Source organism: Streptomyces sp. WM6378 (genome assembly GCF_001279695.1).
Taxonomy (GTDB): domain Bacteria; phylum Actinomycetota; class Actinomycetes; order Streptomycetales; family Streptomycetaceae; genus Streptomyces.
In genome coordinates, this window is record NZ_LGDD01000342.1 from 1 (window position 1) to 26,235 (window position 26,235).

Genomic DNA, 26,235 nt, shown 5'->3' on the forward strand with positions numbered 1-26,235 from the left:
TCGACGAGCAGGCGATCATCTCGTACCTGGTCACCGCGTACTACTCGGCCGCGATCCTGGTGCCCGACGCGCTGGGCGTCCTGGAAAACGTCGAAGTCAGCCGCTGGCGGTGAGCTTCCGGTCCGGGCGTGCCCCCTTCGGGTGCGCCCGGCGCCGCCGTCAACTCCGAGAAAGGTCACCCTAGTTGGCAATGCCGGAAGCCGTGGAGGGCCGCGAGGCGGTCGAGCTGCTTGAGCGGACCCGTACCGTCGTCCACCCCCAACTGCGCTCAGCCGTCGAGTCGTTGCCCGGCTCCGTGCGGCGGGTCGCGATGTACCACTTCGGCTGGGAGCACGCCGACGGCACCCCGGGCGGCGGACAGGCGGGCAAGGCGATCCGCCCCGCCCTCGTCCTCGCCGCCGCCACGGCGCTCGGCGGCCGCCCCGAGACAGCGGTACGAGCGGCCGCCGCCGTCGAACTCGTCCACAACTTCACGCTGCTCCACGACGACGTCATCGACGAGGACGCGACCCGGCGCCACCGCCCCACCGCCTGGACCGTCTTCGGCACCCCGGACGCCATCGTCGTCGGCGACGCGCTGCTCGCCCTCGCCCTGCGCCAGATCGCCGACGACGGCCACCCCGCGTCCTCGGCCGCCTCCGCCCGGCTCGCCGCCTGCGTCATCGAACTCTGCGCGGGCCAGCAGGCCGACTGCGCCTTCGAGCACCGGGGTCCGCAGGACGTCTCGCTCGACGAGTGCCTCGCCATGGCGATGGCCAAGACAGGGGCGCTGCTCGGCTGCGCCTGCGCACTCGGCGCGCTGTACGCGGGCGCGGGCGACGAGGAGGTCGCCGCCATGGACGCGTTCGGCCGCGAGGCCGGGCTCGCCTTCCAGCTCATCGACGACCTGATCGGCATCTGGGGCGACCCCGGACGCACCGGGAAACCCGCCGGCGCCGACCTCGCCGCGCACAAGAAGTCGCTGCCCGTCGTCGCCGCGCTCGGCTCGGGCACCCCGGCGGCGGCCGAGCTCGCCGAGCTGTACCGGGCCCCGATGGAGCCGTCCGCGGTCCGCCGGGCCGCCGAGGCGGTCGACCTGGCCGGCGGCCGCGACTGGGCCCAGATCCATGCCGCCGACCGGATGGCCCGCGCGGTCGACCACCTCTCGCGCGCCGTCCCCGACCTCACCGCGGCGGGGGAACTGCTCGCCCTGGCCGAATTCGTGACCCGCCGCACCCGGTGAATCGCCGGACGGTTCGGCTGCCCTGAGTGGCCCAGTAAATGAGGAGCCAAGTGGCCCCGACGCTGGGCCATTCAGCTTGATTTGATGAGCACATGACGACCCGCCTCCTGCCGCCCGCCGGCCCCGCCCGCGGCCTCGCCGCCGCCCAGCTCGTCAACTCCCTGGGCGACGGCGCCTTCCTGGTCACCTCGGCGCTCTACTTCAGCCGCGTGGTCGGCCTCCCGGCCACCCGCATAGGCCTGGGCCTGACCCTCGCCTGGGCGGTCGGCGCGCTCGCCGGGGTGCCGCTCGGACAGTTCGCCGACCGGCGCGGCCCGCGCGGCGTCGCCGTCCTGCTCGCCGCCACCACGGGGGCTTCGGTCGCGGCCTTCCTGTTCGTTCGCGGCTTCCTCCCCTTCGTCCTGGCCGCCTGCTGCTACGCGACCGCGCAGACCGGGCTCTCCGCCGCCCGCCAGGCGCTCCTCGCCGCACTCGTCGCCCGCCGGGACCGCACCCATGTCCTCGCGCACCTCCAGTCCACGCTGAATGCCGGGCTCGCCGTCGGAGCCGCGTTCGGCGGGGTCGCCCTGCATTACGGCACCCGCACCGCCTACCTCGCGGTGTTCGCCATGGACGCGGCGGCCTTCCTGCTCTGCGCGCTCGCCCTGCTCCGGCTGCCCCAGGTGCCGCCCAAGGCCGTCGCGCCCGGCGCGGGCCCGCGGTTCGCCGTGCTGCGCGACCGCCCCTACGCCGTGGTCACGCTCCTCAACACCCTGCTCCTGCTGCGGATGCCGCTGATCAGCCTCGCCATCCCGCTGTGGACCGTCACCCGCACCGACGCCCCGGGGTGGCTGGTGTCCGTGCTGCTCGTGCTCAACACCGGCGCGGTGATGCTCTTCCAGGTCCGTACCGCCTCCGCCGTCCGCGATCTGGCCGGCGCCCGGCGGACCGTGGCCCGCGGCGGGGTGCTGATGCTCGCCTCCTGCGCGGTGTTCGCGCTCAGCGCCGCCGGGGTGTCCGCCTGGATGTCCGCGGTCGTGCTGCTTGTCGCGGGCGGGCTCCAGGTGGCGGGGGAGATGATGCAGTCCGCGGGCGCCTGGCAGATCGCCTTCGATCTCGCGCCGGCCGACCAGCAGGGCCAGTACCAGGGCTTCTTCGGCATGGGCGTGCCGCTGGCCAGGATGCTCGGCCCGTTGCTGCTCACCGCGCTCGTCGTCGATTGGGGCGTGCCCGGCTGGCTGCTGCTCGGCGCCCTGTTCCTCGGCGCCGGCCTCGCGCTCGGGCCCGCGGTCCGCTGGGCGGAGCGGTCCAACTCTAGGATGGCGATGGTCGGTTGAGGTGGTCGGACGGGGTGGGAGCGGTGGACATGGGCGTACGGATCAGGCGGGCCGGGCAGAGCGACGCGGCGGCGGTGGTACGCGTCCTCGACGCGGCGTTCATGTACGACCCGGTGAGCAGTTGGGTGCTGCCCGACGAGGCGCGGCGGCGCGAGGTGCACCACCGGCTGATGGAGGCGTTCTTCCAGCTCTCCTTCGCCGAGGGCCATGTGGACATCACCGAGGACGGCTCGGCGGTCGCGCTGTGGATCGACGTCCCGGCCGAGCCGCGGGAGACGGGGGACGGCGACGAAGGGCCCGCGCAGCTGCGGGCCTTCGTCGACCCCGACAACGAGCGGGTCGAGCAGATCGCGCACCTGATGGCAGGCATCCATCCGCACGGCCGCGCCCACGCCTACCTCTGGATGATCGGGGTGACCCCGGACCGGCAGGGCGAGGGCCTGGGTGCCGAGCTGATCACTTCCGTACTGGAGCGGTGCGACCGGGAGGGGCTGCCCGCCTATCTGGAGGCGAGCAGCGAACGCAGCCCCCACCTGTACCGGCGCCTCGGCTTCGCCCCGCTCGGCGAGCCGGTGCGGCTGCCGGACGGCCCGCTGGTCCACCCGATGTGGCGCGAGCCGAAGGGCTGAGAGTCTCGTTTGCACTCCTGGCGGGGCTCGGCCCGGGACGATGCGGGAGACGGTGAGATCGACGAGTTGGCCGTCAAGACCTACCCGGTGCTCGCGGTCGACGGAATCCGGGTCGTGTCGGGTGAATTCGGCCCCCGCCAGATCGAGTTGACCGGGTCCCGGTCGTTCGGCAATGGCGCGGTCGTCTCGAAGTTCGCAAGGAAGCGGTAACGCGCATTTCGGTCACCCCCTGTGACGAACAGCAGGGTACGCCGCTAATCTCCGCCCATGACACCACAGTCATGGGCGGGTTGGTACCGGGACCGCCTAGGATCCGAAGCGCTGACGATCACCACTGACGGGACGCAACTGCGGACCCGGATCAGGGGGGTCGATTTCGCCGGAGCGAGCTTTGACTCGCTCGGCCCGGTACCGGGGATACCGGCGGAGAGCGGCACTTTCGCGCTCGACGACGGGAACCTTCGTGACTTCGTACTCGAATGGGACATGCCCGTGCCCGTCGCGTCGGACGACGGCGCGGTCCAGCAGGCCACCCTCAGCTGTCTGCTCTCCCTGAAACCGCCGGAGCCCGACCTCGGGGTCGCCCTGCACTTCGGGGGAGCGGTGTACGCCAGCGGGCGGGCCGAGCTCGACTTCGGCTCGGTCCTCGACGACATCCGGCGCCAACTCCCGTCCGGCTCAAGCCTCGAACCGTCCGCCCTGGACGCCATCTGATCCTCTTCCTCTGCTGTTCCTCCCGCGGCCGCTGCGCATCGGGGAGTCCTCGGGACTCCGTGGTGCGGGGCGGCCGCTCTGCGTCGGGGCGGCTTCCGGAAGGGGGCTTCCCCCGGGCCTCTCCGGCCCCCGATCCCCTTCCTTGGCTCGCATTGTTCTACTACTATGCGAACAAGGAGGCTTCGATGAATCGTGTCCGGTACCGCTTGGTGGCCCTGGCCGTACTGCCGTTCCTGCTCGCCATGGCCGTCGACCTGACGGCGTTCGCGCTCCTTCGCGCCAGGCTGCCCGACCAGCTGGCCAGCCACTTCACCGCGAACGGCAGCTCCGACGACACGCAGAGCCATACCTCGTACCTGGTCTTCGTCCTCGTGACGCACATCGGGCTCGCCGCCCTGTGGACCGTCGTCGCGCGGACCGGGGACGCGGCCGTGCGCGGGCTGCGGTGGACGGTCGGGGCCGGGTACGCGGTCGCCGGGCTCGTCGGCTATCTGATGGTCGCCGTCCTGGTCGCCAACGCCGACGCGGCCGACCCGGCGCGGGTGCGGATGCCGCCGTGGCAGCTGGCCGTCGGGGCGGGCTGCGGCGTGCTCGCGGCGGGGATCGGTTGGCTGCTCCTGCTGACCGTGCCGATGCCCGCCCCCGTGCCGTCCCCCGGTCCCGGCGAGCCGGAGCGGCTCGACCTCGCCGAGGGCGAAGTGGCGGGCTGGATGCGCCGGGCGCCCTCGCGGGTGCTGCTCGCGATGGGGGTGGCGCTGATCGTCACGGCGATCGCCCTGCTGTACGCGGGCGGAACGCGCCACGCGATCGTCGCCCTTGGCGGCGCCCTGCTCTGCCTCGCCTTCTCCTGCCCGTACGTCACGGTCGACCGGCACGGCCTGACCGCGCGGCCGACCGTACTGCCCTGGCCGCGGATCCGGGTGCCGCTGTCCGACGTCGACCGGGCGATCAGCCGTGAGGTCAAGATCCTGGCGGAGTACGGAGGTTGGGGCTACCGGATGCGGCCGGGCAAGACGGGCCTGATGCTGCGCTCGGGCGAGGCGCTCGTCGTACGGCGGGCGGGCGGCCGCGAGTTCGCGGTGACGGTGGACGACTCGGCGACGGCCGCGGCCCTGCTCAACACGCTGGCCCACCGCGAGGGGGCGAAGCGCTGATGCTGTTCGATCCGGCCGACCGTGAGACCGGGAGGCGCTGATGCTGTTCCGGGTGGACCCCGCGTCGCCGCAGCCGCTGGGCGACCAGATCGCGGCATCGGTGCGCCGGGCGATCGCCGAGGGCAAGGTGACCCCGGGCGAACGCCTTCCGGCGGCCCGCTCCCTGGCGGACTCCCTGGGCGTCAACCTCCATACGGTGCTGAGGGGTTACCAGCGCCTGCGGGAAGAGGGCCTGATCGAACTCAGGCGGGGCCGGGGCGCGGTGGTCGTGGACGACACGTCCGCGCGGGGCCGGGCCTCACTGATGCTGAGGGTGCGCGAACTGGTCGACCAGGCAAGGGAGTTGGGGCTCACGGAGGAGGAGGTCGTGGAGTTGGTGAGGGAGGGGTTGGCGTGAGACGGCCCCTCAGTACGTCTGGAGCTCCACCAGGTTCCCGTCCGGATCAAGGACGTGCGCGGCGCGGAGCCCCGGCCCCCACTCGGGCAGGTCGCGCGCCGGGGCCGCGATGACGCCACCCGCCTCCGCGCAGAGCGAGACCGCGGAGTCGAGGGCGTCAGGCGAGGCCAGGTGGATGACCAGCGACCCGCCTCCGCGCGGGACCCGGTCCTCACCGAGCGCGGAGACCATCGCGGACCGGGTGAACAGGGCGAGCGCGGTCCGGCCGTCGGCGGCGTCCCAACTGGCATAGCCGGACCCGGAGTTGCCCCGGGCGAGGATGCAGCCGGTGAGTCCGGGCAGCACGGCATCGTAGAAGCGGAACGAGTGCTCGTAACGCTCGACGAGAAGCCGGGGGTACGGAGGGTCCAGAGGTTCCATGCCCCCGAACCTAACCCGGAAGATGACCTTCCGCGGTGTGCCAGTAGTCACGCGTCTCGACCGCGAGCCCGTCCGTCCCGAAGCGCACGAACACGCAGCCCGCGAGGGTGACCGGCGCCTCGCCCTCGTACGCGAGGACCCGGAACTCGGCGACCGCGAGCCCGTCCTGGCCGACCACCGGTTCACCGAACCGCACCTCCTGGACCCGTTCCCCCTCGAAAGACCAGCGCAGATAGTCGGCTAGCGCGTCGCGTCCCCGGTGCGGCGGCCGGAACGGCATGGAGGTGTGGACGACGTCGTCGGCGTACAGCTCCAGGATGGCGTCGACGTCGTGCCGGGCCCAGCCGGCTTCCCACGTGGTGACGAATCGCCGCGCGGCGGCGGCGAGATCGAGGCTGCCCATGGGGCCGAGTATCCCCGAGGCGATGTCAGCGGCTCAGCCGCGGAGGGCGTGCTGCTCGGCGATCCGCAGAGCGCACTCCATGGACTCGGCCCTCGCCGAGTCGACCTCGACGTCGTACCGCACCCCTCGGTGTACGGAGTCGGCCTGGCCGCGGGCCATGCCGGGGACGCGGTCGCCGCGGGCCGTCTCGCGCCCGGCCGCGGTGTCGGGGTCGCAGCGCACCGCCACCCAGAGCACGTCGAGCCCGTCGAGGGCGTGGAGCCAGCGCTTCTGCCCGTCGGCGCCGTCGAGGAACACCTCGTCGAGAATGACGCGGGCGCCGGCCCGCACCATGGCGGCGACCCCGTGCCGCCAGGCGTCCGAGAGCCGCCGGTACTCGGGCCCCACCGTCACCGTGCCGTCGGCCCCGATGCCGAGCCCGCCCTCGCCGTCGCGGAGCGAGGCGGGCATGGCCGCGTCCACGGAGTCGACCCCGAACGTCAGCCAGGCCCCGGGCAGCACGGCCTGCAGACACCGGGCGATCCCGGACTTGCCGGAACTGGACCCGCCGTTGAGCACGATCACCTGACACCGAGGCATGCCTGTTTGATCCATCACGGGCGTCAACGTAAGCGGCCGCCCCTTCCCCGGCCAACCGAATTCCGCCTAGCCTGCGCGGATGCAGCGAATCCTGGTGGCCGGGGCGACGGGCTCCGGCAAGTCCACCCTGGCGCGCGCGGTGAGTACGCGCCTGGAGATCCCGTACCACGAAATGGACGAGCTGTACTTCGCGGGCCCGAACTGGAGAGAGAACCCCCAATTCACCTCCCGCATAAGGGAAATAGCCGCCTCCCCAACCTGGATCTTCGACTCATTCGGCTATCCCGAGGTGCGCGACCTGCTGTGGGAGCGGGCCGACACGGTGGTGTGGCTGGACTACCCGAGGCGCGTAGTGATGCCCCGAGTGCTGCGCCGCTCACTGCGCAGAACGGTACTGCGAGAACGACTCTTCAACGGCAACAGGGAAACCCTGACGGACTGGTTCACCCGGGACCACCCGGCCCGCACCTCCTGGACCCAGCACGGACCCCGCAGGGCGGAAATCGGAGCGCGGGCCGGAGACGCGCGGTTCGCGCCACTGCGCACCCTGCGATTCACCGCCCCGCGCGCAGCCGCTGGTTGGCTGCGAACGCTGCCGGGGTCGTGAGCCGGTAGCCTCCGCGCGAAGGGCCGGCCCGCCAACCGCCGCACCCCGTACGATGCTGATCAAGGCGGGGTCGTAGCACAGAGGTAGTGCGCCTACACATCATGGAGGAGGACGCCGGTTCGAATCCGGCCGCCCCGCCCCTCTTCCTTCTACGGCTGAGGCAGCGAAAAGGCCCGGCCGGTGAACCGGTCGGGCCCCTTCTGAACTCACTGCCTCCCGCGCGTTCGTCGAACGCGCGCGGGGCCGCGAACTCGGCCTGAGTCAGGCCTTCTTCGTCTCCCAGAAAATGCGGTCGATCTCGGCGATGAGGTCGAGCGCCTTCTGGCCGGTCGCCGGGTCGGTCGACGCCTTGGCGGCCGAGAGGGCCTTCAGGGTGTCGTTGACCAGCTGGTGCAGCTCCGGGTACTTCTCGAAGTGCGGCGGCTTGAAGTAGTCGCTCCACAGCACCGAAACGTGGTGCTTGGCGAGCTCCGCGCGCTGTTCCTTGATGACCACGGCACGGGCACGGAAGTGCGCGTCCTCGTTGGCCTGGAACTTCTCCTGTACGGCCTTGACCGACTCCGCCTCGATGCGGGCCTGGGCCGGGTCGTACACACCGCAGGGCAGGTCGCAGTGCGCGCTGACCTTCACCTTGGGGGCAAACAGGCGGGAAAGCATTGAGCTGTCCTTCCTCGTGATCGTCTTCTCAGGTGGGACATTACTCGGTGAGAGACGCGATTTCGCGGGTGCCCCCGTGGGCTTAGGTCAAAAGTCCAGGGTCACCATGGGACTCGTGGCGGAACGTACCGTGGGAGTGGTGGCGGGGTGCCGGTGGCCGGGAGGTGGGTGACGTATGACGGATGAGGGGCGGGAGCCGAGGGTGCCGTTGGGGATCGCCGAGGTCCTGGGGACCTCGATGGTTCCCACGCTGCTGCACGGGGATCAGCTGCTCGTGCATTACGGGGCCGAGTTGCGGGCCGGCGACGTGGCCGTGCTGCGGCACCCTCTGCAGCAGGATCTGCTCATCGTCAAGCGGCTCATGGAGCTGCGCGAGAGCGGCTGGTGGGTGCTCGGGGACAACGCGGACGACGAGGTCGTGGACAGCCGGGCCTTCGGCGCCGTGCCCATGGAGCTCGTGCTCGGCCGGGTGCGCGGGCGGTTCCGGCCCATGACGGCCGGCCGCCGCCGCACCGTCGGCTACTTGGCGTCCTGGGTCGTCTCGTCGGTCAGGCCGGTGCTCTCCGACCGCTCGGTCTCCAGGCGCTTGCGGGCCCGGTAGGCGGCCACGTTCGCCCGGGTCGCGCAGCGGTCCGAGCAGTAGCGGCGCGAGCGGTTGGTCGAGGTGTCCAGGTAGGCGTTGCGGCACGGCGCCGCCTGGCACAGGCCGAGCCGGTCGACCCCGTACTCCGTGAGGTGGAAGGCCAGGCCCATGGAGGCGATCGCCGCGTAGCCCGCCGTCGCGTTCGACGGGTGGTCGGCGAGGTGCATGTGCCACAGCGGACGGTCGTCCTCGTCCCGGTGCTCGTGGCCCGACACCTGCGGGCTGACGGGGAACTCCAGGAGCAGCGAGTTGAGCAGGTCCACCGCCTGGACCTCCTCGCCCCCGTCCGCCGCCTCGAAGACCGCCCGCAGCCGGGCGCGTACCGAACGGAAGCGCGTCACGTCCGCGTCCGTCGCCCGGCGGGCCGCCGACTTGTTCCCGCCGAACAGTTCGCGCACCGCGTCGACCGAGGTCAGCGAGTCCTTGTTGCGGGCCGGCTCCTCGGTGTTGACCAGGCGCACGGCGTAGTCCGAGTAATAGGCCAGTTCCACTTGTAGTCCTTACGGCGGCGGTCTATGGTCTGGAGTGTTCACAGGTAACGGCTGGGTACCCTTCGAGGGTATTACAGACTGGCTTCGTAGGAGGGATCGCGGTGTCGGAGACTGTCACTGGGGCCGGTACGGGCACCAACTGGCGAGGCTGGCAGGACAGCTGGGACAGGCAGCAGGAGTGGTACATGCCGGACCGCGAGGAGCGCTTCCGGGTCATGCTCGACATGGTCGAGGCCTGCGTCGGTCCCGCGCCGCGCGTGCTCGACCTCGCGTGCGGTACGGGGAGTATTACGGACCGGCTCCTCAAGAGGTTCCCGGACGCGGTCAGTACGGGGGTGGATCTCGACCCCGCGCTCCTCGCCATCGCCGAGGGCACCTTCGCCGGGGACCCGCGCGTCACCTTCGTGACCGCCGACCTCAAGGACCCGGAGTGGGTTCGGTCGCTTCCGTACGACTCCTACGATGCCGTCCTCACTGCCACCGCCCTGCACTGGCTGCACAGTGAGCCGCTCGCCGCGCTCTACGGGAAGGTCGCCGGGCTCGTCCGGGACGGCGGTGTGTTCATGAACGCCGACCACATGATCGACCCCGCCACCCCGCGCATCAACGCCGCCGAACGCGCCCACCGGCACGCCCAGATGGACCGCGCCAAGGCCGCCGGCGCCGTCGACTGGGCCGACTGGTGGGCGCTGGCCGCCGAGGACCCCGTACTCGCGGAGCCGACCGCCAAGCGGTACGAGATCTACGGCGAGCACGCCGACGGCGACATGCCCTCGGCCGCCTGGCACGCCGAAACCCTGCGCGCGGCCGGCTTCGCCGAGGCCCGCCCGGTATGGGCCTCGCCCTCGGACACGCTGCTGCTCGCCCTCAAGTAGCCAAGTGGCGCATGAAGAAGGGGGGTTACCGGCCGCGGCCGGTAACCCCCCTTCTCTCGTGGCTGCTTACAGCACCTTCGACAGGAACGACTTCGTCCGGTCGTGCTGAGGGTTCGTCAGGACGTCGCGCGGATTGCCCGCTTCGACCACCACGCCGTCGTCCATGAAGACCAGCGAGTCGCCGACCTCACGGGCGAAGCCCATCTCGTGGGTGACCACGATCATCGTCATGCCGTCCTCGGCGAGGCCGCGCATGACGTCCAGGACGTCGCCCACCAGCTCGGGGTCGAGCGCCGAGGTCGGCTCGTCGAAGAGCATCAGCTTCGGCTGCATCGCGAGCGCCCGGGCGATCGCCACGCGCTGCTGCTGGCCGCCGGAGAGCTGCGAGGGGTAGTTGCCCGCCTTGTCGGCGAGGCCGACCCGGTCGAGCAGCTTCAGGGCCCGCTCGCGGGCCACCGCCTTCGACTCCCGCTTGACCTGGACCGGCGCCTCCATGACGTTCTCCACGGCCGTCATGTGCGGGAACAGGTTGAAGCGCTGGAAGACCATGCCGATGTCCCGGCGCTTCAGGGCGACTTCGCTGTCCTTCAGCTCGTAGAGCTTGTCGCCCTTCTGCCGGTAGCCGACCAGGTCGCCGTCGACGTACAGGCGTCCGGCGTTGATCTGCTCCAGGTGGTTGATGCACCGCAGGAACGTCGACTTGCCGGAGCCGGACGGGCCGATCAGGCAGAACACCTCGCCCTCGGCCACCTCCAGGTCGATGCCCTTGAGGATGTGGGCGGGGCCGAACGACTTGTGGACGCCCTCCGCCTTGACCATCGGTTGTGCAGTCATGGGATCACCGCCGCCAGTTGGAGAGGGAGAGCAGGTTCGACTTGATGCGCTCCAGCGGCGTGGGCGGCAGGGCGCGCAGCGAACCGCGTGCGAAACGGCGCTCCAGGTAGTACTGGCCGACGCTGAACACGCTGGTCAGAGCCAGGTACCAGATCGAGGCGACGAAGAGCATCTCCATCACCGCGAACGAGGTCGCGGCGACGTCCTGGGCACTGCGCAGCAGGTCCTGGTACTGGACGGCGACGACAAGCGACGAGGTCTTGAGCATGTTGATGAACTCGTTGCCCGTCGGCGGGATGATCACCCGCATCGACTGGGGGAGCACGACGCGGCGCATGGTCTGCATCTGGGTCATGCCGAGCGCGTGCGAGGCCTCGGTCTGGCCCTCGTCCACCGACTGGATGCCGGCCCGGACGATCTCCGCCATGTACGCGCCCTCGTTCAGGCCGAGGCCGAGCAGGGCGGCGAGGAACGGAGTCATGACCGCGGTCATGTAGTCCTTGTAGAACCCGAGGTTCAGGATCGGGAAGATCAGCGCCAGGTTGAACCAGATCAGGAGCTGTACGTAGACCGGGGTGCCGCGGAAGAACCAGATGTACAGCCAGGCGACCGAACTGGTCACCGGGTTCTTCGAGAGCCGCATCACGGCGAACAGCACGCCGAGCGCGAGGCCCACGGCCATGGAGACGACGCTGATGAGCACGGTGTGCCACAGGCCGGTCAGGATGCTGGAGTCGAACAGCTTGTCCGTGACGGTGGCCCAGCGCACATTGCCCTGGGCGAACGCGTACCCGAGCGCGCCGAGTACGGCGACGACGAGTACGGCGCTGATCCAGCGGCCGTAGTGGCGCACCGGGATGGCACGGATGATGTCCGGCGGGACCTGCTCCGGGGCGGCGTCCGCCGGACCGGAGGGGGTCTTGTCGAGCTTGTCAGTCACAGCGACTGCCCTTCAGTGGTGCGCGGGTCAGGAGCCGCCGTTGATGGCTGCCTTGGTGACGGCGCCCTGCGCGCCGCCCCACTTGTCGATCGCCGTCTTGTACGTGCCGTCCGCGATGATCGCGTCCAGCGCGGCCGAGAGGGCGTCGCGCAGCTGGGTGTTCTTCTTGTCCACCGCGATGCCGAACGGGCCCGCGTCCGACTTGTTGGCGACCGCCTCGAAGTCGGCGCCGCCGCCCGCGGTCTTCGCGATGTACGCGGCGACGGGGGAGTCGTTCAGGTCGGCCACCGCGCCGCCGGCCTTGACGCGGGTCTGCGCCTCGGCGTCGGTGGCGTAGGGCTCGAAGGCCAGCTCGCCCTTGCCGTCCGTCTTGCACTTGGCGGCGAGGTCCTTGGCGGCCTGCTCATAGGTGGTGCCGCGCTGCACGGCGATCTTCTTGCCGCAGAGGTCGTCGGTGGACTTGATGCCCTCCGGGTTGCCCTTCTTGACCAGGATGCCGGTGCTCGCGGTGTAGTAGTCGACGAAGTCGACGCCCGTACCGGTCTTCTTGCCGTCCTTGTCGAGGCCCTGCTGGCGGGCCTTGGTGTCGCTCACCGAGGACATGACCGCGTCGTAGCGGCCGGTCGGCAGCGCGCCGAGGAGGGTGTCGAAGGTGCCGCTGGTGAACTCGAACTTCACGCCGAGCTGCTTGCCGAGGGCGGCGGCGATGTCGGGGTCGATGCCGACGATGGTCTCGCCCTGCTTGAACTCCATGGGCGCGTACGTGGCGTCCGTACCGATCTTGATGACGCCGGCCTTCTGGATGTTCGCGGGCAGCTTGGAGAAGAGCGGGGCGGAGCTGGAGCCCGAGGAGTCGGGGGCCGAGCCCTTCTTCGTCTGGTCACCGCAGCCGGTGACCAGCAGGGCGCCCGCGACCGCGATCGCGCCGACCGCGGCAATCCGGGACTTGGCGGCGGTCGTACGGCGGGTGGTGCTTGCGGTCATGGTCGGGTTCCTCCGGCAGATGTTGAGTGGAGTGGCCATGGAGTGCGTACGAAACGACGACGCACAGGTCCTGGGCGGTGGTCGTGCACGCATCCTCGGGTGTCGCGACCGCGGTGTGAACCGCGTGTGAAGTCGCATCTTGCCATTCGGACCCCGGAAATCAGGGTCGCAGAGATGTCAAAATCGGATAACGGGTCACCCCCCGAACCCCAACAAGCCGGTACCCCAAGGCCCACCGGGCCGGACCATGTGCGGGAAGTGTCCGCGGGGACCGGAGAATCTCCGGTTCATCTCGCGTTGTGGACATGTTCCATGCCGCGTATGAGACTTGTCGTGACATCACACCAAGAGTCGTGTCACGGTACGGAGACCGCTTGTGACCGGGCGTCGGCGCTGGGCCAATATGGACTCGTCGGCGGACGTCAATGTCCGGTAAGAAGGATCCTTACACCCCTCATCCGGGGCTCAGGGCGCGTGTGCGGCGCGCCCGCGCGTACGTACCTCCACCCCGCGGGGCGGGCCAACCGCCCTCAGCGGGGAACGTACGCGGGTCCGCCCACCCCTCCTCAACAAGGAGTGGCCACCCTCAACTGATGAAGACTTAAGGGGTAAAACACAATGGCAGCGGAGATCGTCAATCCTCGCAGCGACAGCAGCACGGAGGGTTCTGACGAGCCCTTCGACCCGGCCTTCGCGCTCCACCGGGGCGGCAAGATGGCCGTCCAGGCCACCGTGCCGATCCGCGACAAGGACGACCTGTCCCTCGCGTACACGCCGGGCGTCGCCAAGGTGTGCAGCGCGATCGCGGAGAACCCGGAGCTGGTCCACGACTACACCTGGAAGTCTCAGGTGGTCGCCGTCGTGACGGACGGTACGGCAGTGCTCGGGCTCGGTGACATCGGCCCGGAGGCGTCCCTTCCCGTGATGGAGGGCAAGGCGATCCTCTTCAAGCAGTTCGGCGGCGTCGACGCGGTTCCGATCGCGCTCGCGACCACCGACACGGACGAGATCATCGAGACCGTGGTCCGGCTCGCCCCGTCCTTCGGTGGGGTGAACCTGGAGGACATCTCCGCCCCCCGCTGCTTCGAGATCGAGCGCCGGCTCCAGGAGGCCCTGGACATCCCGGTCTTCCACGACGACCAGCACGGCACGGCCGTGGTCACCCTGGCCGCCCTGCGCAACGCCGCGAAGCTCACCGGACGCACCCTCGGCGACCTGCGTGCGGTGATCTCCGGGGCCGGTGCGGCCGGTGTCGCCATCGCCAAGTTCCTGCTCGAAGCGGGCCTCGGCGATGTGGCGGTCGCGGACCGCAAGGGCATCGTCAGCACGGACCGGACGGACCTGACGGACGTCAAGCGCGAGCTCGCCGAGCTCACCAACAAGGCGGGCCTGACCGGCTCCCTGGAGACCGCGCTCGCGGGCGCCGACGTCTTCATCGGCGTCTCCGGCGGTACGGTCCCCGAGCCCGCGGTCGCCTCCATGGCGCCGGGTGCCTTCGTCTTCGCGATGGCCAACCCGAACCCCGAGGTGCACCCCGACATCGCGCACAAGTACGCGTCCGTCGTGGCCACCGGCCGCTCGGACTACCCGAACCAGATCAACAACGTGCTCGCCTTCCCCGGCATCTTCGCGGGCGCCCTCCAGGTCCGGGCCTCCCGGATCACCGAGGGCATGAAGATCGCCGCGGCGAACGCGCTGGCCGACGTCGTGGGTGACCAGCTCGCCGCGGACTACGTCATCCCGTCCCCGTTCGACGAGCGGGTCGCCCCTGCCGTCACGGCGGCGGTCGCGGCGGCCGCACGCGCCGAGGGCGTGGCGCGCCGGTAGTACGTTCCGGGAGCTGTTCGTACCAAGCCGTGCCGGGCTTTCCTTCGGGGGAGCCCGGCACGGCTCTTTCGTGGCTCTTCCCGGCGTGCGGGGTGTCACAGCCGTGGGAGGTTCCGGCGGCCGGGCCGCGCGCTCTAGGGTCAGGGCCATGTTCGCCGCCTACGCCGCCCGCATCGACCGTGACCAGCCGCTCAGCGGCCTTGAGTTGGGGGAGCGGCCGGCCCCCGAGCTACGCCCCGGCTGGACGCTCGTCGACGTGCGGGCCGCCTCCCTCAACCACCACGACATCTGGTCGCTGCGCGGGGTCGGACTCACCGAGGACAAGCTTCCGATGATCCTCGGCTGCGACGCGGCCGGGGTCGACCAGGACGGCAACGAGGTCGTCCTGCACTCGGTGATCGGCCAGACAGGACACGGCGTCGGCCCCGCCGAGGGCCGCTCGATCCTCACCGAGAAGTACCAGGGCACCTTCGCCGAGCGGGTCGCCGTCCCCACCTGGAACGTCCTGCCGAAGCCGAAGGAGCTGAGCTTCGCGGAGGCGGCCTGCATGCCGACCGCCTGGCTGACGGCGTACCGGATGCTCTTCACCAACGCCGGGGTGCGGCCCGGGGATTCGGTCCTGGTGCAGGGTGCGGGGGGCGGCGTCGCCACCGCCGCGATCGTGCTCGGCAAGGCGGCCGGCCTGCGGGTCTTCGCCACCAGCCGCGACGAGGCCAAGCGCAGGCGGGCCGTGGAACTGGGCGCGGTCGAGGCGTACGAGCCCGGTGCGCGGCTGCCGCAGCGGGTCGACGCGGTGATCGAGACGGTGGGGGCCGCGACCTGGTCCCACTCGGTCAAGTCGCTGCGTCCCGGCGGAACTCTGGTCATCTCGGGTGCCACCAGCGGCGACCGCCCCGCACACGCCGAACTGACCCGCATTTTCTTCCTGGAGCTCAAGGTCGTCGGCTCCACGATGGGCACGAAGGACGAGCTGGAGGACCTGCTCGCGTTCTGCTCGGCGACGGGCGTACGCCCCGTCATCGACGAGGTGCTCCCGCTGGACCGGGCGCGTGAGGGCTTCGAGAAGGTGGCATCGGGGGACCTGTTCGGGAAGGTGGTCCTCACCGTCGGGTGAGGTGTGGGTAAGAGTGTCGGTGGGGGCTGATGGCCGCGGTTCCGCGTGTACGAGTGCGCGGGGGCCGCGGCCTTTCGCGTGGGCGTGCTTCTGCGCGGACGTGATGTCAACCAGGGTTGACGGGTCATGGGTGTCAATGTAAGTTGACAGGTATGACCGAGGCCACCGATCTCGCCGCACGAGCCGGCGACCGCGACCCGAGGGTCGGACTGCGAGCCGTCGCCGCGCTGCGCCGGCTCCTGGAACAGCTCGAATCCGTACAGGTACGAAGCGCCCGCAACCAGGGCTGGTCATGGCAGGAGATCGCCGCCGAGCTGGGGGTCAGCCGGCAGGCCGTCCACAAGAAGCACGGGAGGAATTGATGTTCGAGCGATTCACGACGAACGCCCGTGGGGTGGTGACGGGCGCGGTCGAGCACGCCTCACGTGCCGGGTCCCCGGTGGTGACCGAGGAACACCTGCTGCTCGCCCTCCTCGACCGCGAGGGCACCAAGGCGGCCTTCGTGCTCACCTCCCTCGGCGTCACCGACCGGCGCGCGGAAGTCGCCGAGGCGCTGGCCGCCGCGCGGCGCCGGGGCGGCATGTCCAAGGCGGACGAGGACGCGCTGGCCGGGCTGGGCATCTCCGTCGAGGAGATCGTGGCCCGGGTGGAAGAGACCCACGGGCCGGGCGCGCTGTCCGGCGCGGAGCCGGGCCGGGCATGGCCCTCGGGACGGCCGTCCTTCACGAAGGGCTCCAAGAAGGTGCTGGAGAAGTCCCTCAGGATGGCGCTGGCCCGCAAGCAGAAATACATCGGCGACGAGCATCTGCTCCTGGCGCTCACCGCGATGCCGGGGTTGGCGGGGGAGGTCCTCGCGGAGTTCGGGGGGACGTACGGGGGTGTGGAGAGGGTGTTGTTCGGGGCGGAGGGTTAGGGGGCGGGGTTTGCCCACCCGCCCGGCCGTTGCGCGGGGTCGGATGGCCCGGGCCCCCTGGGGCTCCGCCCCAGACCCCGATGGCCCCTCCCCGCCCCTTCCCTAAACCCGCCGGGGGTGGGGAGGGAGGGGGAGGTCCGTTTTCCGGGGCTGTGCCCCAGACCCCCCGGGCCGATACTTCACTGCGAGCCGGTGGGGGCTGGTCGCGCAGTTCCCCGCGCCCCTAGCAGGGTTGGTTAATGCTGGTCGGCACCGGCATCCTCAGCCTGTCCGGCGTTTGAGGACGAGCGCCCTTTAGGCGCGAACGGGGGTCTGGGGCGGAGCCCCAGGCGGTCTGGGGGCGCCCGCCCGCACCGCCCCGCTAGTGCCGATGCGGGCGCAGGGCCGCTCCGATGTGGGCCGCCGCCGAGGCCAAGTGGCGGCGGGCCTCGGTCAGTTGGGACTGCGTCACCCCGTGGTCCCGGGCCGCGTCCCTGATGTCGTCCCGGAAGCGGTCGAGGAGCCGGTCGAGGTCGCGTGCCGGGTTGTCGGACGGCTCCTCCCGCGCCCACTCCGGCTCATCCGCGGAATCCGGCCCGGGCCGGGCCTCGGCATCCGGCTTGCCGAGGTCCACCCGCTCGACCGTGACGTCCGCCTCCGGCGACGACGCCGGCGGCTGGCCGAGCCCGAACCGGCCCAGTTCCTTGGTGATCTCCGCGAGCCCCTCGCGCACACCCGTCGGCCAGTCGCCCCGTGCGAAGTGCTCCTGCACCTGGCGCTGGACGTCCCGGGCGACCCGCTGCATCTCCTCGCGCGCGTTGTCCTGGGCCTCCTTCGCCTGGCGGCGGGCCTGCTGCGCCTCGTCGCGGGCCCGCCGGGACTCGTCCTTCGCCCGGCGCGCCTGCTCCTTCCACTCCTGCTTCGCGCGCTTGAACTCCGCCTTCGCCTGCTGCCAGGCCTCGCCGTCGCCCCACGCGCTGTCGAAGAAGTCGGAGGCCTCGGGAAACCCCTTCCGGGCGCCCCGGCCGCCGCCCGCCGACGCCTGCCCCGTACGTGCTTCGCGGGCCGCGCGGCGCATGTCGTCGCGGAGGCTGCCCGCCGCACCGCGTACGTCGTCGCGGATCTCGGCGGCGAGTTCGGAGACGGACTCGCGGATCTCCAGCTCCAGATCGGCCAGTTCACCGCCCCGGCCCGCCAACTCCGCGCGGCCCGCGTCGGTGATCGAGTAGACCTTGCGGCCGCCCTCGGTGGTGTGCGTGACGAGCCCCTCGGCCTCCAGCTTGGCGAGCCGCGGGTAGACGGTGCCGGCGCTGGGCGCGTACAGCCCCTGGAAACGCTCCTCAAGCAGCCGGATCACCTCGTACCCGTGGCGCGGCGCCTCGTCGAGCAGCTTGAGGAGGTAGAGGCGGAGGCGGCCGTGGGCGAAGACGGGGGGCATGTCAGAGCACCTTCTTGGTCGAGCCGGCCGAGCCGGACTGGTCGTCGGCGGGGAAGGACGCGTCCTCGGGCCCCGGGGCGGCAGGTCCCGCGGCCCCGGGCTCCGCGTCCTCGAACGGCGGTTCCTCGTCCGCCGGCCTGCGCAGGAGCGCGATCGAGCCGGAGACCGTCGTCGCCTTGAGCGTGCCGTTGCCCGCCCCCAGCGTGCCGGTGATCTTCTTCGTGCCCCACTGCCCGCTGACCCGCAGGTCCTCGAACGCGCTGGAGACGACCCCGCTCGCGGTGTTGGCCTCGACGTGGGCGTCGGCCGGGTGCGGCAGCCGGATGGCGACCTCGCCGGACACCGTGGTCAGCCGGATGTCGGTGGCCTTCGCACCCGGGTCGAGGTCGAGCACCATGTCGCCGCTCACCGACTCCGCCGCCACCCGGCCCCCGGCGCCTTCGACGACCGTCAGATCGCCGGAGACCGACTTGAAGCGCAGCTCGCCGGTGACGGCCTGAGCCTCCAGATTGCCGGTCACGCTCTCGGCCCGGACCGGGCCCGCGAGCTTGACCAGCGTGGTGTCGCCGCTGACGCCGCGCACCTCCGTGCGCCCCCGTATCCCGGAGACCACGGCGCCCGCGCCGACCGTGCCGACCTCGACGTCCGCGTCGGCCGGCACCACGAGCGAGACCACCGCGCTGCGGTTCCAGCCCTTGGGGTCGAGCCACTTGAGGAAGCCGCGCCAGGGCAGGTCCTCGTAGGCGACGGTGAGCGTGGACCCGCTCCGCGTCACGATCAGCGGTGGCCCTTCGACCGACGAGATCTCAAGGCGGGCGGAACTTTCCTCGGTGCCCACGACGTTCACCGTTCCGTTGACGATGCGCACGTGCAGCTTCGTCACCGGCTCGTCGACCTCGTCGAAGGTGAGCTTCCGCGAGTCTGGGACGGTCCACGTGGACTCGGACATGTGCTGACCTCCTGGGCGATACGAGTGCGTTCCGCGGGTGGGTACCGCGAGTGCGTGGTGCGCGTGATGCTGCGCGAGGCTGCTGTGAGGAGTGCGTACCGCGAGGCGTACGTACTACAAGACGCAACATATCGCGTCTCTCGCTAGACACGATATATCGCGGTTGGGGAAAGTCAAGGGGCGGTCCGAGCGATCCGATACAGGCTCATGTGCATATCAATAGGGCGAAATCGGGTGATACATGCCCTAGCGTATGGATCATGTCCGTCGCCCCTCCCGCCGCCCCCGGAGCGCTGCTCCTCTGTCGCGCCGAACCCCCGGCGGTCCGCCCGGTCGCCCATCTGCTGCGCGAGCACATGCTCCTTGCTCCCGCGGGCGACGGCTGGAGCGTGCTGGTCCCCGCGGCCAAACCCTGGCTGACCGGCGCCGATCCCGTCGACCAGGTGCTCGCGGGCTGGGCGGGGGCGCTCACGGTCGGGGCGGGCTGGCCCGCGATCGCGCTGTGGTGGGACGACTCCCGGGCGGGCTACACCCTGGCCTCGGGCTTCCGTCGCACGGTCGGCTACGTCTGGCTCGCCGACGGCACCCCGGCCGGCGAGGGCGAGGCGATGCGGACGTTCGCGGCCCGGCTGGGCCTCGACCCCGTATTCGACGTGGAGGCGCTCGACGCTCTGACCCGGCCCGATTCGGCAGCCGACGCCCGGGCCCGGCTCCTCGGCCTGATCGCGATCCTGGCCCGCACGGGCGTCGCCCTGCCCGCCGGACTCACCCCGGGCGAGCCGACCGACCGGCTGCGTTCGGTGGCCGCCGCGCAGGGCGCCGAGACGATCGAGTGGTCCGGCTGGCGGGACGCGGTACGCGCCGAACTCGACGCGGTCGAGGACAGCCCGCTCGGCCCCTGGGTCCGCGGCCCCAAGGCCCGCCTCCTGGGCGCCGCCCAACTCGCCGCTGGCCTCCCGCTCGCGGCCTGGGGCCTGCGGCGCCGCAGCGGCGGCTGGACGACGGCGGGCGCGATCCTGGTCGCCCACGGGGTACTGAGCCTCGCGTACGACCGGATGCGCGCCCGGCCCGGCGACTGACGCGTATTACGCGTCCCGCGCCGCACTCCGGCCGCCGTTCTCAGCGCACCCGGCCTCGGCCGCCCGCTCGTCCTCGACGGCTCACTCTTCCTCGTCCTCGTCGTCCAGCCGCGCCAGCCACGTGGCGAGCCGCTCGACCGGAACCTCGAAGTCCGGGTTCAGGTCGACGAAGGTACGCAACTGCTCGGCGAGCCACTCGAAGGTGACCTCCTCCTCGCCGCGCCGCTTCTCCAGCTCCTCGATGCCGCGGTCGGTGAAGTACACAACATGCTCCTGGGACGTACCGGATGTTCGCCCTTCAGCGTATCCGGCGGCCGTCGGGGGTCACTCCTGCTCCCGCCCTTTGCGACCGCTTTGAATCCCCATGAGCCGATCATCGGGACGTTGGTGGTAGCTTCCGATCGTTTTGTGTTCCAGGGTGGGGGATTCGGTGAAGATCCAGCTTGTCAAAATGCGGCACATGGTGCTGATCAGCACCGGGGCCGTCGCACTTCTCGGCTGGGCCGCCGCTCACGAGTCCGCGAAAGCCGAGGAAGCCGGACCGGTCGGCTCCTATGTGATGTACGCGATCCTCGGGGTCGCCGCGGTCTTCGTGGTGCAGCGCTGTCTGTCGCTGCCCTCGAAGGCGTGGGTGCGCTTCGACGGTGGCTCGCTGTCATGGCGGACCCACAAGTCGCTGCTCGCGCAGGAGGTTTCGCCGTCCGGGGCGGTGGACCTGGCCGCTGTCGTATCCGCGGCCGTGATAGTGCAGCACCCCACCTCGCGGGTGCTGTGGAACCGGCGCCAGGTGGAAATGCGGGCGGTCCGGCTGGAGTTGAAGAGCGGCGCGCACGTCGTGCTGCCGATCCGGGGACTGGCCGCGCATCTCGTCGCCGGGTCGCCGTTCTCGCAGCTCCTCGATGAACTGCGCCGCCGGCGGCCGGAGTTCGCGCAGGGGCTGAGCACCGCCGTCTAGCAGGGGTCCAGCCGCTGCGCCGTCCGTATTCTCGCGGGCGGCTTTCTTCTGATGTTCCGGGGTTGGTCATGAAGGTCCAGATATTCACGACGCGCCAAGCGGTCAGAGCGTCCCTTTTCCTGGGTGGCGGCCTGTTCGCCATCGCCATAAGTCTTTCGTCCGTCGTCCTCCAGACGGTGATCGGGGCCGCCGCGCTGATCATGATCGTCCGGCTCCTCGCTCTGCCCCTCCAGGTGTGGGTGCGGATCGATGCCCGAGCCATCTCGTGGAAGACGCCGCGGGCCGGCGTGAAGAACGGGCTGCCGCCGTCCGGAACGGTGGCTGTGGAGGACGTGGTCGCGGCGGCCGTGGTCAGGGAACGGACGACCGTGCGGACCTTCGGGACGCGGAAGGAGATGGAAATGCGGGGCGTGCGGCTGACCCTGCGGTCCGGGGACGACGTCATGCTGCCGATCCGGGCCACCGTCGCCAACGTGAGCGCCGATTCCCCGCTTCAGCGGCTCGTCGGCGAACTGCGGCGCCAGCACCCCGAGTTGGCGTCCGAACTCACCGTGCCGACCATGTGAGCCGCCCCTTAGCCGAAGGCCGGCGCCGCTCCCGAGCGTCCCGCGGGGCTCGCCGGCGGATCGGCAGCCATGATCGGGATCTGACAGGCGCCGCACAGCGTTGTGTGAGTACGGGACGGCTGACGGAGGTGGCTTCGGATGTTCGGTGGGCTCGACGAGCTGTTCGCGCCCGGGCGACGGCACACGGAAGAGGAGCGCCGGCGGCTGGAGATCACGCTCGACGAGGTCGGCGACTCCGACCCCGGGCGCGGTCCGATAGACCTGGCCAGCGGCAGCGTGGTCATACGCGTGCCCCCGCCCGGGGGCGCCGACCACGAGGACGAAGCAGAGCGCTGAGAGCGGTTGCGCCGAAGGGCCCGGCATCCCCACCAACGCGGGATGCCGGGCCCTTCGCATGCGTACGACAGGAGGTGCGGGCCGGGCCTCGAAAGCCCCGGCCCCCTCGAAGGCCTAGGCCTCGAAGACCTCGTTCACCAGCTGCTCCTGCTCCTGCTCGTGGCGCTTCTTCGAGCCCACCGCCGGGGACGAGCCGTGCGGCCGCGAGATGCGGCGCAGGCGCTCGCCGTGCGGCACGTCCGCGCCGACGGCCAGGTCCAGGTGGTCGATCAGGTTGAGCGCGATGAACGGCCAGGCACCCTGGTTCGCCGGCTCCTCCTGGGCCCACAGGTACTTCTCGGCGTTCGGGAACTTGGCGATCTCCGCCTGGAGCTCGGCACCCGGGAGCGGGTACAGGCGCTCGATGCGGATGATCGCCGTGTCCGTGGCGCCGCGCTTCTCGCGCTCGGCGGCCAGGTCGTAGTAGACCTTGCCCGCGCAGAAGACGACCTTGCGGACCGCGCTAGCGTCCACGTGCTCGTCGCCGATCACCGGGCGGAAGCCGCCGTTGGTGAACTCCTCGGCCTTCGACGCCGCCGCCTTCAGACGCAGCATCGACTTCGGGGTGAAGACGATCAGCGGCTTGTGGTGCGGGTTGTGGACCTGCCAGCGCAGCAGGTGGAAGTAGTTCGACGGCAGCGTCGGCATCGCGACCGTCATGTTGTTCTGCGCGCACATCTGGAGGAAGCGCTCCGGGCGGGCGGACGAGTGGTCCGGGCCCTGGCCCTCGTAGCCGTGCGGCAGCAGCAGCGTGACGCCGGAGGTCTGGCCCCACTTCTGCTCGGCCGAGGAGATGAACTCGTCCACGACCGTCTGGGCGCCGTTGACGAAGTCGCCGAACTGCGCCTCCCACATCACCAGGGACTCGGGACGGGCCAGCGAGTAGCCGTACTCGAAGCCCATCGCCGCGTACTCGGAGAGCAGCGAGTCGTAGACGTTGTAGCGCGCCTGGTCCTCGGAGAGGTACATCAGCGGCGTGTAGTCCTCGCCCGTGACCTGGTCGACCAGGACCGCGTGGCGCTGGCCGAAGGTGCCGCGGCGGGTGTCCTGGCCGGAAAGACGGACCGGGACGCCCTCCATGAGGAGCGAGCCGATGGCCAGGGTCTCGCCCATGCCCCAGTCGATCGTGCCGTCCTCGACCGAGGCGGCGCGGCGCTGCATCTGCGGCATCAGACGCGGGTGGACGGTGATCCGCTCCGGGATGTTCACCTGCGACTCGGCGATGCGCTTGACGATCTCCTGGGAGACCGCCGTGGTGACCGCGACCGGGAACTGGGCCTGCGGGTCGGTCGAGTGGACCTCGCCGGACGCCGAGGTGGTGGCCTCGCGGACCTCCGCGAAGACCTTCTCCAGCTGGCCCTGGAAGTCCTGCAGGGCCTGCTCGGCCTCTTCCAGGGTGATGTCGCCGCGACCGATGAGCGACTCGGTGTAGAGCTTGCGCACCGAGCGCTTCTTGTCGATCAGGTTGTACATCTGCGGGTTGGTGAACTGCGGGTTGTCGCCCTCGTTGTGACCGCGGCGGCGGTAGCAGATGAGGTCGATCACGACGTCCTTGTTGAACGTCTGGCGGAACTCGAAGGCGAGCCGCGCGACGCGGACCACGGCCTCCGGGTCGTCGCCGTTCACGTGGATGATCGGCGCCTCGATCATGCGGGCCACGTCAGTGGCGTACATGGACGAGCGCGACGACTCCGGGGCGGCGGTGAAGCCGACCTGGTTGTTGATGACGATGTGGACCGTGCCGCCGGTGCGGTAGCCGCGCAGCTGCGACATGTTCAGGGTCTCGGCGACGACACCCTGGCCGGCGAAGGCCGCGTCACCGTGCAGGGCGACCGGCAGGACCGTGAAGTCCGTGCCGCCCTTGTTGATGACGTCCTGCTTGGCGCGGGCGACACCCTCCAGGACCGGGTCGACCGCCTCCAGGTGCGAGGGGTTCGCGACGAGCGAGACCTTGATCTGCTCGCCGTCCAGACCGGTGAAGGTGCCCGAGGCGCCCAGGTGGTACTTCACGTCGCCGGAGCCGTGCATCGACTTCGGGTCGAGGTTGCCCTCGAACTCGCGGAAGATCTGCGCGTACGACTTGCCGACGATGTTGGCGAGCACGTTCAGGCGGCCGCGGTGGGCCATGCCGATGACGACCTCGTCCAGGCGCGACTCGGCGGCGCTGTCGATGACGGCGTCGAGCAGCGGGATGACCGACTCGCCGCCTTCGAGCGAGAAGCGCTTCTGGCCGACGTACTTGGTCTGCAGGAACGTCTCGAACGCCTCGGCCGCGTTCAGGCGGCGCAGGATGCGCAGCTGCTCCTCGCGCTCCGGCTTGGAGTGCGAGCGCTCGACGCGGTCCTGGATCCACTTGCGCTGCTTGGGGTCCTGGATGTGCATGAACTCGATGCCGGTGGTGCGGCAGTACGAGTCGCGCAGGACGCCGAGGACGTCGCGCAGCTTCATCAGGGACTTGCCGGCGAAGCCGCCGACCGCGAACTCCCGCTCCAGGTCCCACAGGGTGAGGCCGTGCTCGGTGATGTCCAGGTCGGGGTGCTTGCGCTGGCGGTACTCCAGCGGGTCGGTGTCGGCCATGACGTGGCCGCGGACCCGGTAGGAGTGGATCAGCTCGAAGACGCGGGCGGCCTTCGTGACGTCGTCGTCGTGCGAGGCGTCGATGTCCTTGAGCCAGCGGACCGGCTCGTAGGGGATGCGCAGCGCCTCGAAGATGTCGTCGTAGAACTCGCTGTCGCCGAGCAGCAGGTTGGCGACGATGCGCAGGAACTCACCGGACGCGGCGCCCTGGATGACCCGGTGGTCGTACGTCGAGGTGAGGGTCATCACCTTCGAGATGCCCAGCTTGTTCAGGGTGTCCTGAGAGGTGCCCTGGAACTCGGCCGGGTAGTCCATCGAGCCGACGCCCATGATGACCGACTGACCGGGCATCAGACGCGGCACGGAGTGCACGGTGCCCAGGCCGCCGGGGTTGGTCAGCGAGACGGTGACGCCCGTGAAGTCGTCCATCGTCAGCTTGTTGTTCCGGGCCCGGCGGACGATGTCCTCGTACGCCTGCCAGAACTCGAAGAAGTCGAGCGTCTCGGCCTTCTTGATGCCGGCGACGACGAGCTGGCGGTCGCCGTTGGGCTTCACCAGGTCGATGGCCAGGCCGAAGTTGATGTGCTCCGGCTTGACCAGGGTCGGCTTGCCGTCCTTCTCGACGAAGGAGTGGTTCATCGACGGCATGGCCTTGATGGCCTGCACCATCGCGTACCCGATGAGGTGCGTGAAGGAGATCTTCCCGCCCCGGGCGCGCTTGAGGTGGTTGTTGATGACGATGCGGTTGTCGAACAGCAGCTTCACCGGGACCGCGCGCACGGACGTGGCCGTGGGGACCTCGATGGAGGCGTTCATGTTCTTGGCGACCGCGGCGGCGGGGCCGCGCAGCGTCACGTACTCGGGACCGGCCGGGGCCTCGGTGGCCTCGGCCGCCTTGGCCGCGGGCTTGGCGGGCGCGGCGGCGGCCGCGGGCTTCGCCGGTGCCGGGGCGGCGGCCGCTGGGACGGCCTTGGCCGGTGCCGGGGTGGCCGGTGCCGCGGGGGCCTGGGCCGGAGCCGCGGGTGCGGCCGGAGCGGCTGCGGCAGGCGCGGCTGCCGCAGCCCCCGCGGCTGCGGTGGGAGCACCAGGGACGAGCGCGGCGCCAGCCGCCCCGGTGGAGCCGGTGCTTGCACCGGAAGGCTTGTCCGCCGTGCCGGTGGCACCCGGCTTGTAGTCGGCGAAGAAGTCCCACCAGGCACGGTCGACCGAATTGGGGTCCTGGAGGTACTGCTGATAGATCTCGTCGACAAGCCACTCATTGGCACCAAAGCCGGCCGCAGGGTTCTTGCCCTGCCCGTCTTGGTCGGTCGAGACGCTCGAATTACTGGGGGACTGAGACGACACGGCGGTAACCGCCCTCTTCCGCTTCACAAGGTGATGGACAGCGGAAATAAAGGCTACGCCTCCCTGGCCTGGACGTGCAGGCCGGGCATGCCACAGTCGTGTAAGTCACACCGGAACCCGGGTTTCGGGCCCTGAAATGGCGGGAAACAAGCGAGGTTCCGCTGCTGTGCGAGCCGCTTCGGGTACGCGACAGTGCGGCTACGGCCCCCTGGCCCGCACCCCTGAACGACCGCTTCTGCCGAAGACCACGCAGA

31 protein-coding genes and 1 tRNA gene are annotated in these 26,235 nt (G+C 70.7%); 20 read left to right on the top strand and 12 right to left on the bottom strand.

Features of this window, described 5'->3' with window-relative positions:
- From ADK54_RS48020 to ADK54_RS39340, 8 genes are all read left to right on the top strand, one after another.
- Window positions 1-113 (top strand): hypothetical protein (locus tag ADK54_RS48020; RefSeq protein ID WP_234392400.1); only part of this gene is annotated, 113 nt, incomplete at its 5' end.
- Window positions 114-190: 77 nt separating this feature from the next.
- A complete protein-coding gene (locus ADK54_RS39310; protein WP_053730646.1) occupies window positions 191-1,222 on the top strand; it encodes a family 2 encapsulin nanocompartment cargo protein polyprenyl transferase in 1,032 nt (343 codons plus the stop codon).
- A 92-nt stretch (window positions 1,223-1,314) separates the two neighbouring features.
- Window positions 1,315-2,538, top strand: a complete 1,224-nt coding sequence (locus ADK54_RS39315; RefSeq protein WP_053730647.1) for an MFS transporter — start codon at window positions 1,315-1,317, stop codon at window positions 2,536-2,538.
- Between the two features lie 29 nt (window positions 2,539-2,567).
- On the top strand, window positions 2,568-3,167 hold the full coding sequence (locus ADK54_RS39320) for a GNAT family N-acetyltransferase (RefSeq protein ID WP_053730648.1): 600 nt from the start codon (window positions 2,568-2,570) through the stop codon (window positions 3,165-3,167).
- 9 nt (window positions 3,168-3,176) lie between these two features.
- A complete protein-coding gene (locus ADK54_RS39325; RefSeq protein ID WP_053730649.1) occupies window positions 3,177-3,377 on the top strand; it encodes a hypothetical protein in 201 nt (66 codons plus the stop codon).
- 57 nt (window positions 3,378-3,434) lie between these two features.
- The gene (locus ADK54_RS39330) at window positions 3,435-3,881 is read left to right on the top strand and encodes a DUF6304 family protein (protein WP_053730650.1); all 447 of its coding nucleotides are present in this window, start codon (window positions 3,435-3,437) and stop codon (window positions 3,879-3,881) included.
- A gap of 185 nt (window positions 3,882-4,066) precedes the next feature.
- Window positions 4,067-5,035 carry a hypothetical protein gene (locus tag ADK54_RS39335; protein ID WP_053730651.1) on the top strand — a complete coding sequence of 323 codons (969 nt, stop codon included), beginning with the start codon at window positions 4,067-4,069 and terminating at the stop codon, window positions 5,033-5,035.
- Between the two features lie 40 nt (window positions 5,036-5,075).
- Window positions 5,076-5,432: a GntR family transcriptional regulator gene (locus ADK54_RS39340; protein ID WP_053730652.1), complete on the top strand. Its 357-nt coding sequence runs from the start codon at window positions 5,076-5,078 to the stop codon at window positions 5,430-5,432.
- 9 nt (window positions 5,433-5,441) lie between these two features.
- Here ADK54_RS39340 and ADK54_RS39345 read toward each other — a convergent pair whose 3' ends face one another.
- Genes ADK54_RS39345 through cpt form a run of 3 tightly spaced genes read right to left on the bottom strand, consistent with a single transcriptional unit; the run spans window position 5,442 to window position 6,834 of the window.
- Window positions 5,442-5,852, bottom strand: coding sequence for a glyoxalase/bleomycin resistance/extradiol dioxygenase family protein (locus ADK54_RS39345; protein ID WP_234392398.1), 411 nt, complete (start codon window positions 5,850-5,852; stop codon window positions 5,442-5,444).
- Window positions 5,853-5,862: 10 nt separating this feature from the next.
- Window positions 5,863-6,255: a nuclear transport factor 2 family protein gene (locus tag ADK54_RS39350; RefSeq protein WP_053730653.1), complete on the bottom strand. Its 393-nt coding sequence runs from the start codon at window positions 6,253-6,255 to the stop codon at window positions 5,863-5,865.
- Window positions 6,256-6,288: 33 nt separating this feature from the next.
- Window positions 6,289-6,834 carry a chloramphenicol phosphotransferase CPT gene (cpt, locus tag ADK54_RS39355; protein ID WP_078966992.1) on the bottom strand — a complete coding sequence of 182 codons (546 nt, stop codon included), beginning with the start codon at window positions 6,832-6,834 and terminating at the stop codon, window positions 6,289-6,291.
- A 79-nt stretch (window positions 6,835-6,913) separates the two neighbouring features.
- On the opposite strand from cpt, the gene ADK54_RS39360 reads away from it, so the two are divergent.
- A complete protein-coding gene (locus tag ADK54_RS39360; RefSeq protein WP_053730655.1) occupies window positions 6,914-7,441 on the top strand; it encodes an adenylate kinase in 528 nt (175 codons plus the stop codon).
- 64 nt (window positions 7,442-7,505) lie between these two features.
- Window positions 7,506-7,580 (top strand) — tRNA-Asp (locus ADK54_RS39365).
- 122 nt (window positions 7,581-7,702) lie between these two features.
- On the opposite strand, the gene sodN is transcribed toward ADK54_RS39365, so the two are convergent.
- A complete protein-coding gene (sodN, locus tag ADK54_RS39370; protein ID WP_053730656.1) occupies window positions 7,703-8,098 on the bottom strand; it encodes a superoxide dismutase, Ni in 396 nt (131 codons plus the stop codon).
- A gap of 175 nt (window positions 8,099-8,273) precedes the next feature.
- On the opposite strand from sodN, the gene sodX reads away from it, so the two are divergent.
- On the top strand, window positions 8,274-8,699 hold the full coding sequence (gene sodX / locus ADK54_RS39375; RefSeq protein ID WP_053730657.1) for a nickel-type superoxide dismutase maturation protease: 426 nt from the start codon (window positions 8,274-8,276) through the stop codon (window positions 8,697-8,699).
- Here the strand turns inward: sodX and ADK54_RS39380 are convergent.
- Complete coding sequence (locus ADK54_RS39380; protein WP_053730658.1) at window positions 8,618-9,232, bottom strand: CGNR zinc finger domain-containing protein; 615 nt, start codon at window positions 9,230-9,232, stop codon at window positions 8,618-8,620. The two genes, sodX and ADK54_RS39380, sit on opposite strands and share 82 nt — an antisense overlap.
- Before the next feature lie 185 nt (window positions 9,233-9,417).
- Here ADK54_RS39380 and ADK54_RS39385 point away from each other — a divergent pair, with 185 nt between their 5' ends.
- Window positions 9,418-10,107: a class I SAM-dependent methyltransferase gene (locus ADK54_RS39385; RefSeq protein ID WP_078966993.1), complete on the top strand. Its 690-nt coding sequence runs from the start codon at window positions 9,418-9,420 to the stop codon at window positions 10,105-10,107.
- Window positions 10,108-10,173: 66 nt separating this feature from the next.
- Here ADK54_RS39385 and ADK54_RS39390 read toward each other — a convergent pair whose 3' ends face one another.
- From ADK54_RS39390 to ADK54_RS39400, 3 genes are read right to left on the bottom strand one after another with little or no spacing between them, the layout of a single operon-like run.
- Window positions 10,174-10,941: an amino acid ABC transporter ATP-binding protein gene (locus ADK54_RS39390; RefSeq protein ID WP_053730660.1), complete on the bottom strand. Its 768-nt coding sequence runs from the start codon at window positions 10,939-10,941 to the stop codon at window positions 10,174-10,176.
- 4 nt (window positions 10,942-10,945) lie between these two features.
- Entirely contained in the window at window positions 10,946-11,881 is a 936-nt protein-coding gene (locus ADK54_RS39395; RefSeq protein ID WP_053730661.1) for an amino acid ABC transporter permease, read from the bottom strand.
- Window positions 11,882-11,908: 27 nt separating this feature from the next.
- Complete coding sequence (locus ADK54_RS39400) at window positions 11,909-12,865, bottom strand: ABC transporter substrate-binding protein (protein ID WP_053730662.1); 957 nt, start codon at window positions 12,863-12,865, stop codon at window positions 11,909-11,911.
- A 618-nt stretch (window positions 12,866-13,483) separates the two neighbouring features.
- On the opposite strand from ADK54_RS39400, the gene ADK54_RS39405 reads away from it, so the two are divergent.
- From ADK54_RS39405 to ADK54_RS39420, 4 genes are all read left to right on the top strand, one after another.
- Window positions 13,484-14,692, top strand: coding sequence for an NAD(P)-dependent malic enzyme (locus ADK54_RS39405; protein ID WP_053730663.1), 1,209 nt, complete (start codon window positions 13,484-13,486; stop codon window positions 14,690-14,692).
- A 148-nt stretch (window positions 14,693-14,840) separates the two neighbouring features.
- Window positions 14,841-15,806, top strand: coding sequence for a zinc-binding dehydrogenase (locus ADK54_RS39410; RefSeq protein WP_053730664.1), 966 nt, complete (start codon window positions 14,841-14,843; stop codon window positions 15,804-15,806).
- A 152-nt stretch (window positions 15,807-15,958) separates the two neighbouring features.
- Window positions 15,959-16,168: a helix-turn-helix domain-containing protein gene (locus ADK54_RS39415; RefSeq protein ID WP_053730665.1), complete on the top strand. Its 210-nt coding sequence runs from the start codon at window positions 15,959-15,961 to the stop codon at window positions 16,166-16,168.
- Window positions 16,168-16,719: a Clp protease N-terminal domain-containing protein gene (locus ADK54_RS39420; protein WP_053730666.1), complete on the top strand. Its 552-nt coding sequence runs from the start codon at window positions 16,168-16,170 to the stop codon at window positions 16,717-16,719. The genes ADK54_RS39415 and ADK54_RS39420 overlap by 1 nt, the downstream gene beginning before the upstream one ends.
- A 361-nt stretch (window positions 16,720-17,080) precedes the next feature.
- Here ADK54_RS39420 and ADK54_RS39425 read toward each other — a convergent pair whose 3' ends face one another.
- Together ADK54_RS39425 and ADK54_RS39430 are read right to left on the bottom strand one after the other, a co-directional pair.
- Complete coding sequence (locus ADK54_RS39425; RefSeq protein ID WP_053730667.1) at window positions 17,081-18,136, bottom strand: PadR family transcriptional regulator; 1,056 nt, start codon at window positions 18,134-18,136, stop codon at window positions 17,081-17,083.
- A 1-nt stretch (window position 18,137) separates the two neighbouring features.
- Window positions 18,138-19,085, bottom strand: coding sequence for a DUF4097 family beta strand repeat-containing protein (locus ADK54_RS39430; RefSeq protein ID WP_053730668.1), 948 nt, complete (start codon window positions 19,083-19,085; stop codon window positions 18,138-18,140).
- A 260-nt stretch (window positions 19,086-19,345) separates the two neighbouring features.
- Here ADK54_RS39430 and ADK54_RS39435 point away from each other — a divergent pair, with 260 nt between their 5' ends.
- The gene (locus tag ADK54_RS39435; protein ID WP_053730669.1) at window positions 19,346-20,164 is read left to right on the top strand and encodes a hypothetical protein; all 819 of its coding nucleotides are present in this window, start codon (window positions 19,346-19,348) and stop codon (window positions 20,162-20,164) included.
- Window positions 20,165-20,245: 81 nt separating this feature from the next.
- Here the strand turns inward: ADK54_RS39435 and ADK54_RS39440 are convergent, their stop codons facing one another.
- Window positions 20,246-20,428 carry a DUF6104 family protein gene (locus ADK54_RS39440; RefSeq protein ID WP_053730670.1) on the bottom strand — a complete coding sequence of 61 codons (183 nt, stop codon included), beginning with the start codon at window positions 20,426-20,428 and terminating at the stop codon, window positions 20,246-20,248.
- Window positions 20,429-20,624: 196 nt separating this feature from the next.
- Here ADK54_RS39440 and ADK54_RS39445 point away from each other — a divergent pair, with 196 nt between their 5' ends.
- From ADK54_RS39445 to ADK54_RS39455, 3 genes are all read left to right on the top strand, one after another.
- Window positions 20,625-21,119 (top strand): hypothetical protein, encoded by a 495-nt coding sequence (locus tag ADK54_RS39445; RefSeq protein WP_159048025.1) that lies wholly within the window; start codon window positions 20,625-20,627, stop codon window positions 21,117-21,119.
- A 68-nt stretch (window positions 21,120-21,187) separates the two neighbouring features.
- A complete protein-coding gene (locus tag ADK54_RS39450) occupies window positions 21,188-21,685 on the top strand; it encodes a hypothetical protein (protein ID WP_053730672.1) in 498 nt (165 codons plus the stop codon).
- Between the two features lie 138 nt (window positions 21,686-21,823).
- Window positions 21,824-22,021 carry a DUF6191 domain-containing protein gene (locus ADK54_RS39455; RefSeq protein WP_053730673.1) on the top strand — a complete coding sequence of 66 codons (198 nt, stop codon included), beginning with the start codon at window positions 21,824-21,826 and terminating at the stop codon, window positions 22,019-22,021.
- 114 nt (window positions 22,022-22,135) lie between these two features.
- Here ADK54_RS39455 and ADK54_RS39460 read toward each other — a convergent pair whose 3' ends face one another.
- Window positions 22,136-25,981, bottom strand: coding sequence for a multifunctional oxoglutarate decarboxylase/oxoglutarate dehydrogenase thiamine pyrophosphate-binding subunit/dihydrolipoyllysine-residue succinyltransferase subunit (locus tag ADK54_RS39460; RefSeq protein ID WP_053730674.1), 3,846 nt, complete (start codon window positions 25,979-25,981; stop codon window positions 22,136-22,138).
- Between the last annotated feature and the right edge of the window lie 254 nt (window positions 25,982-26,235).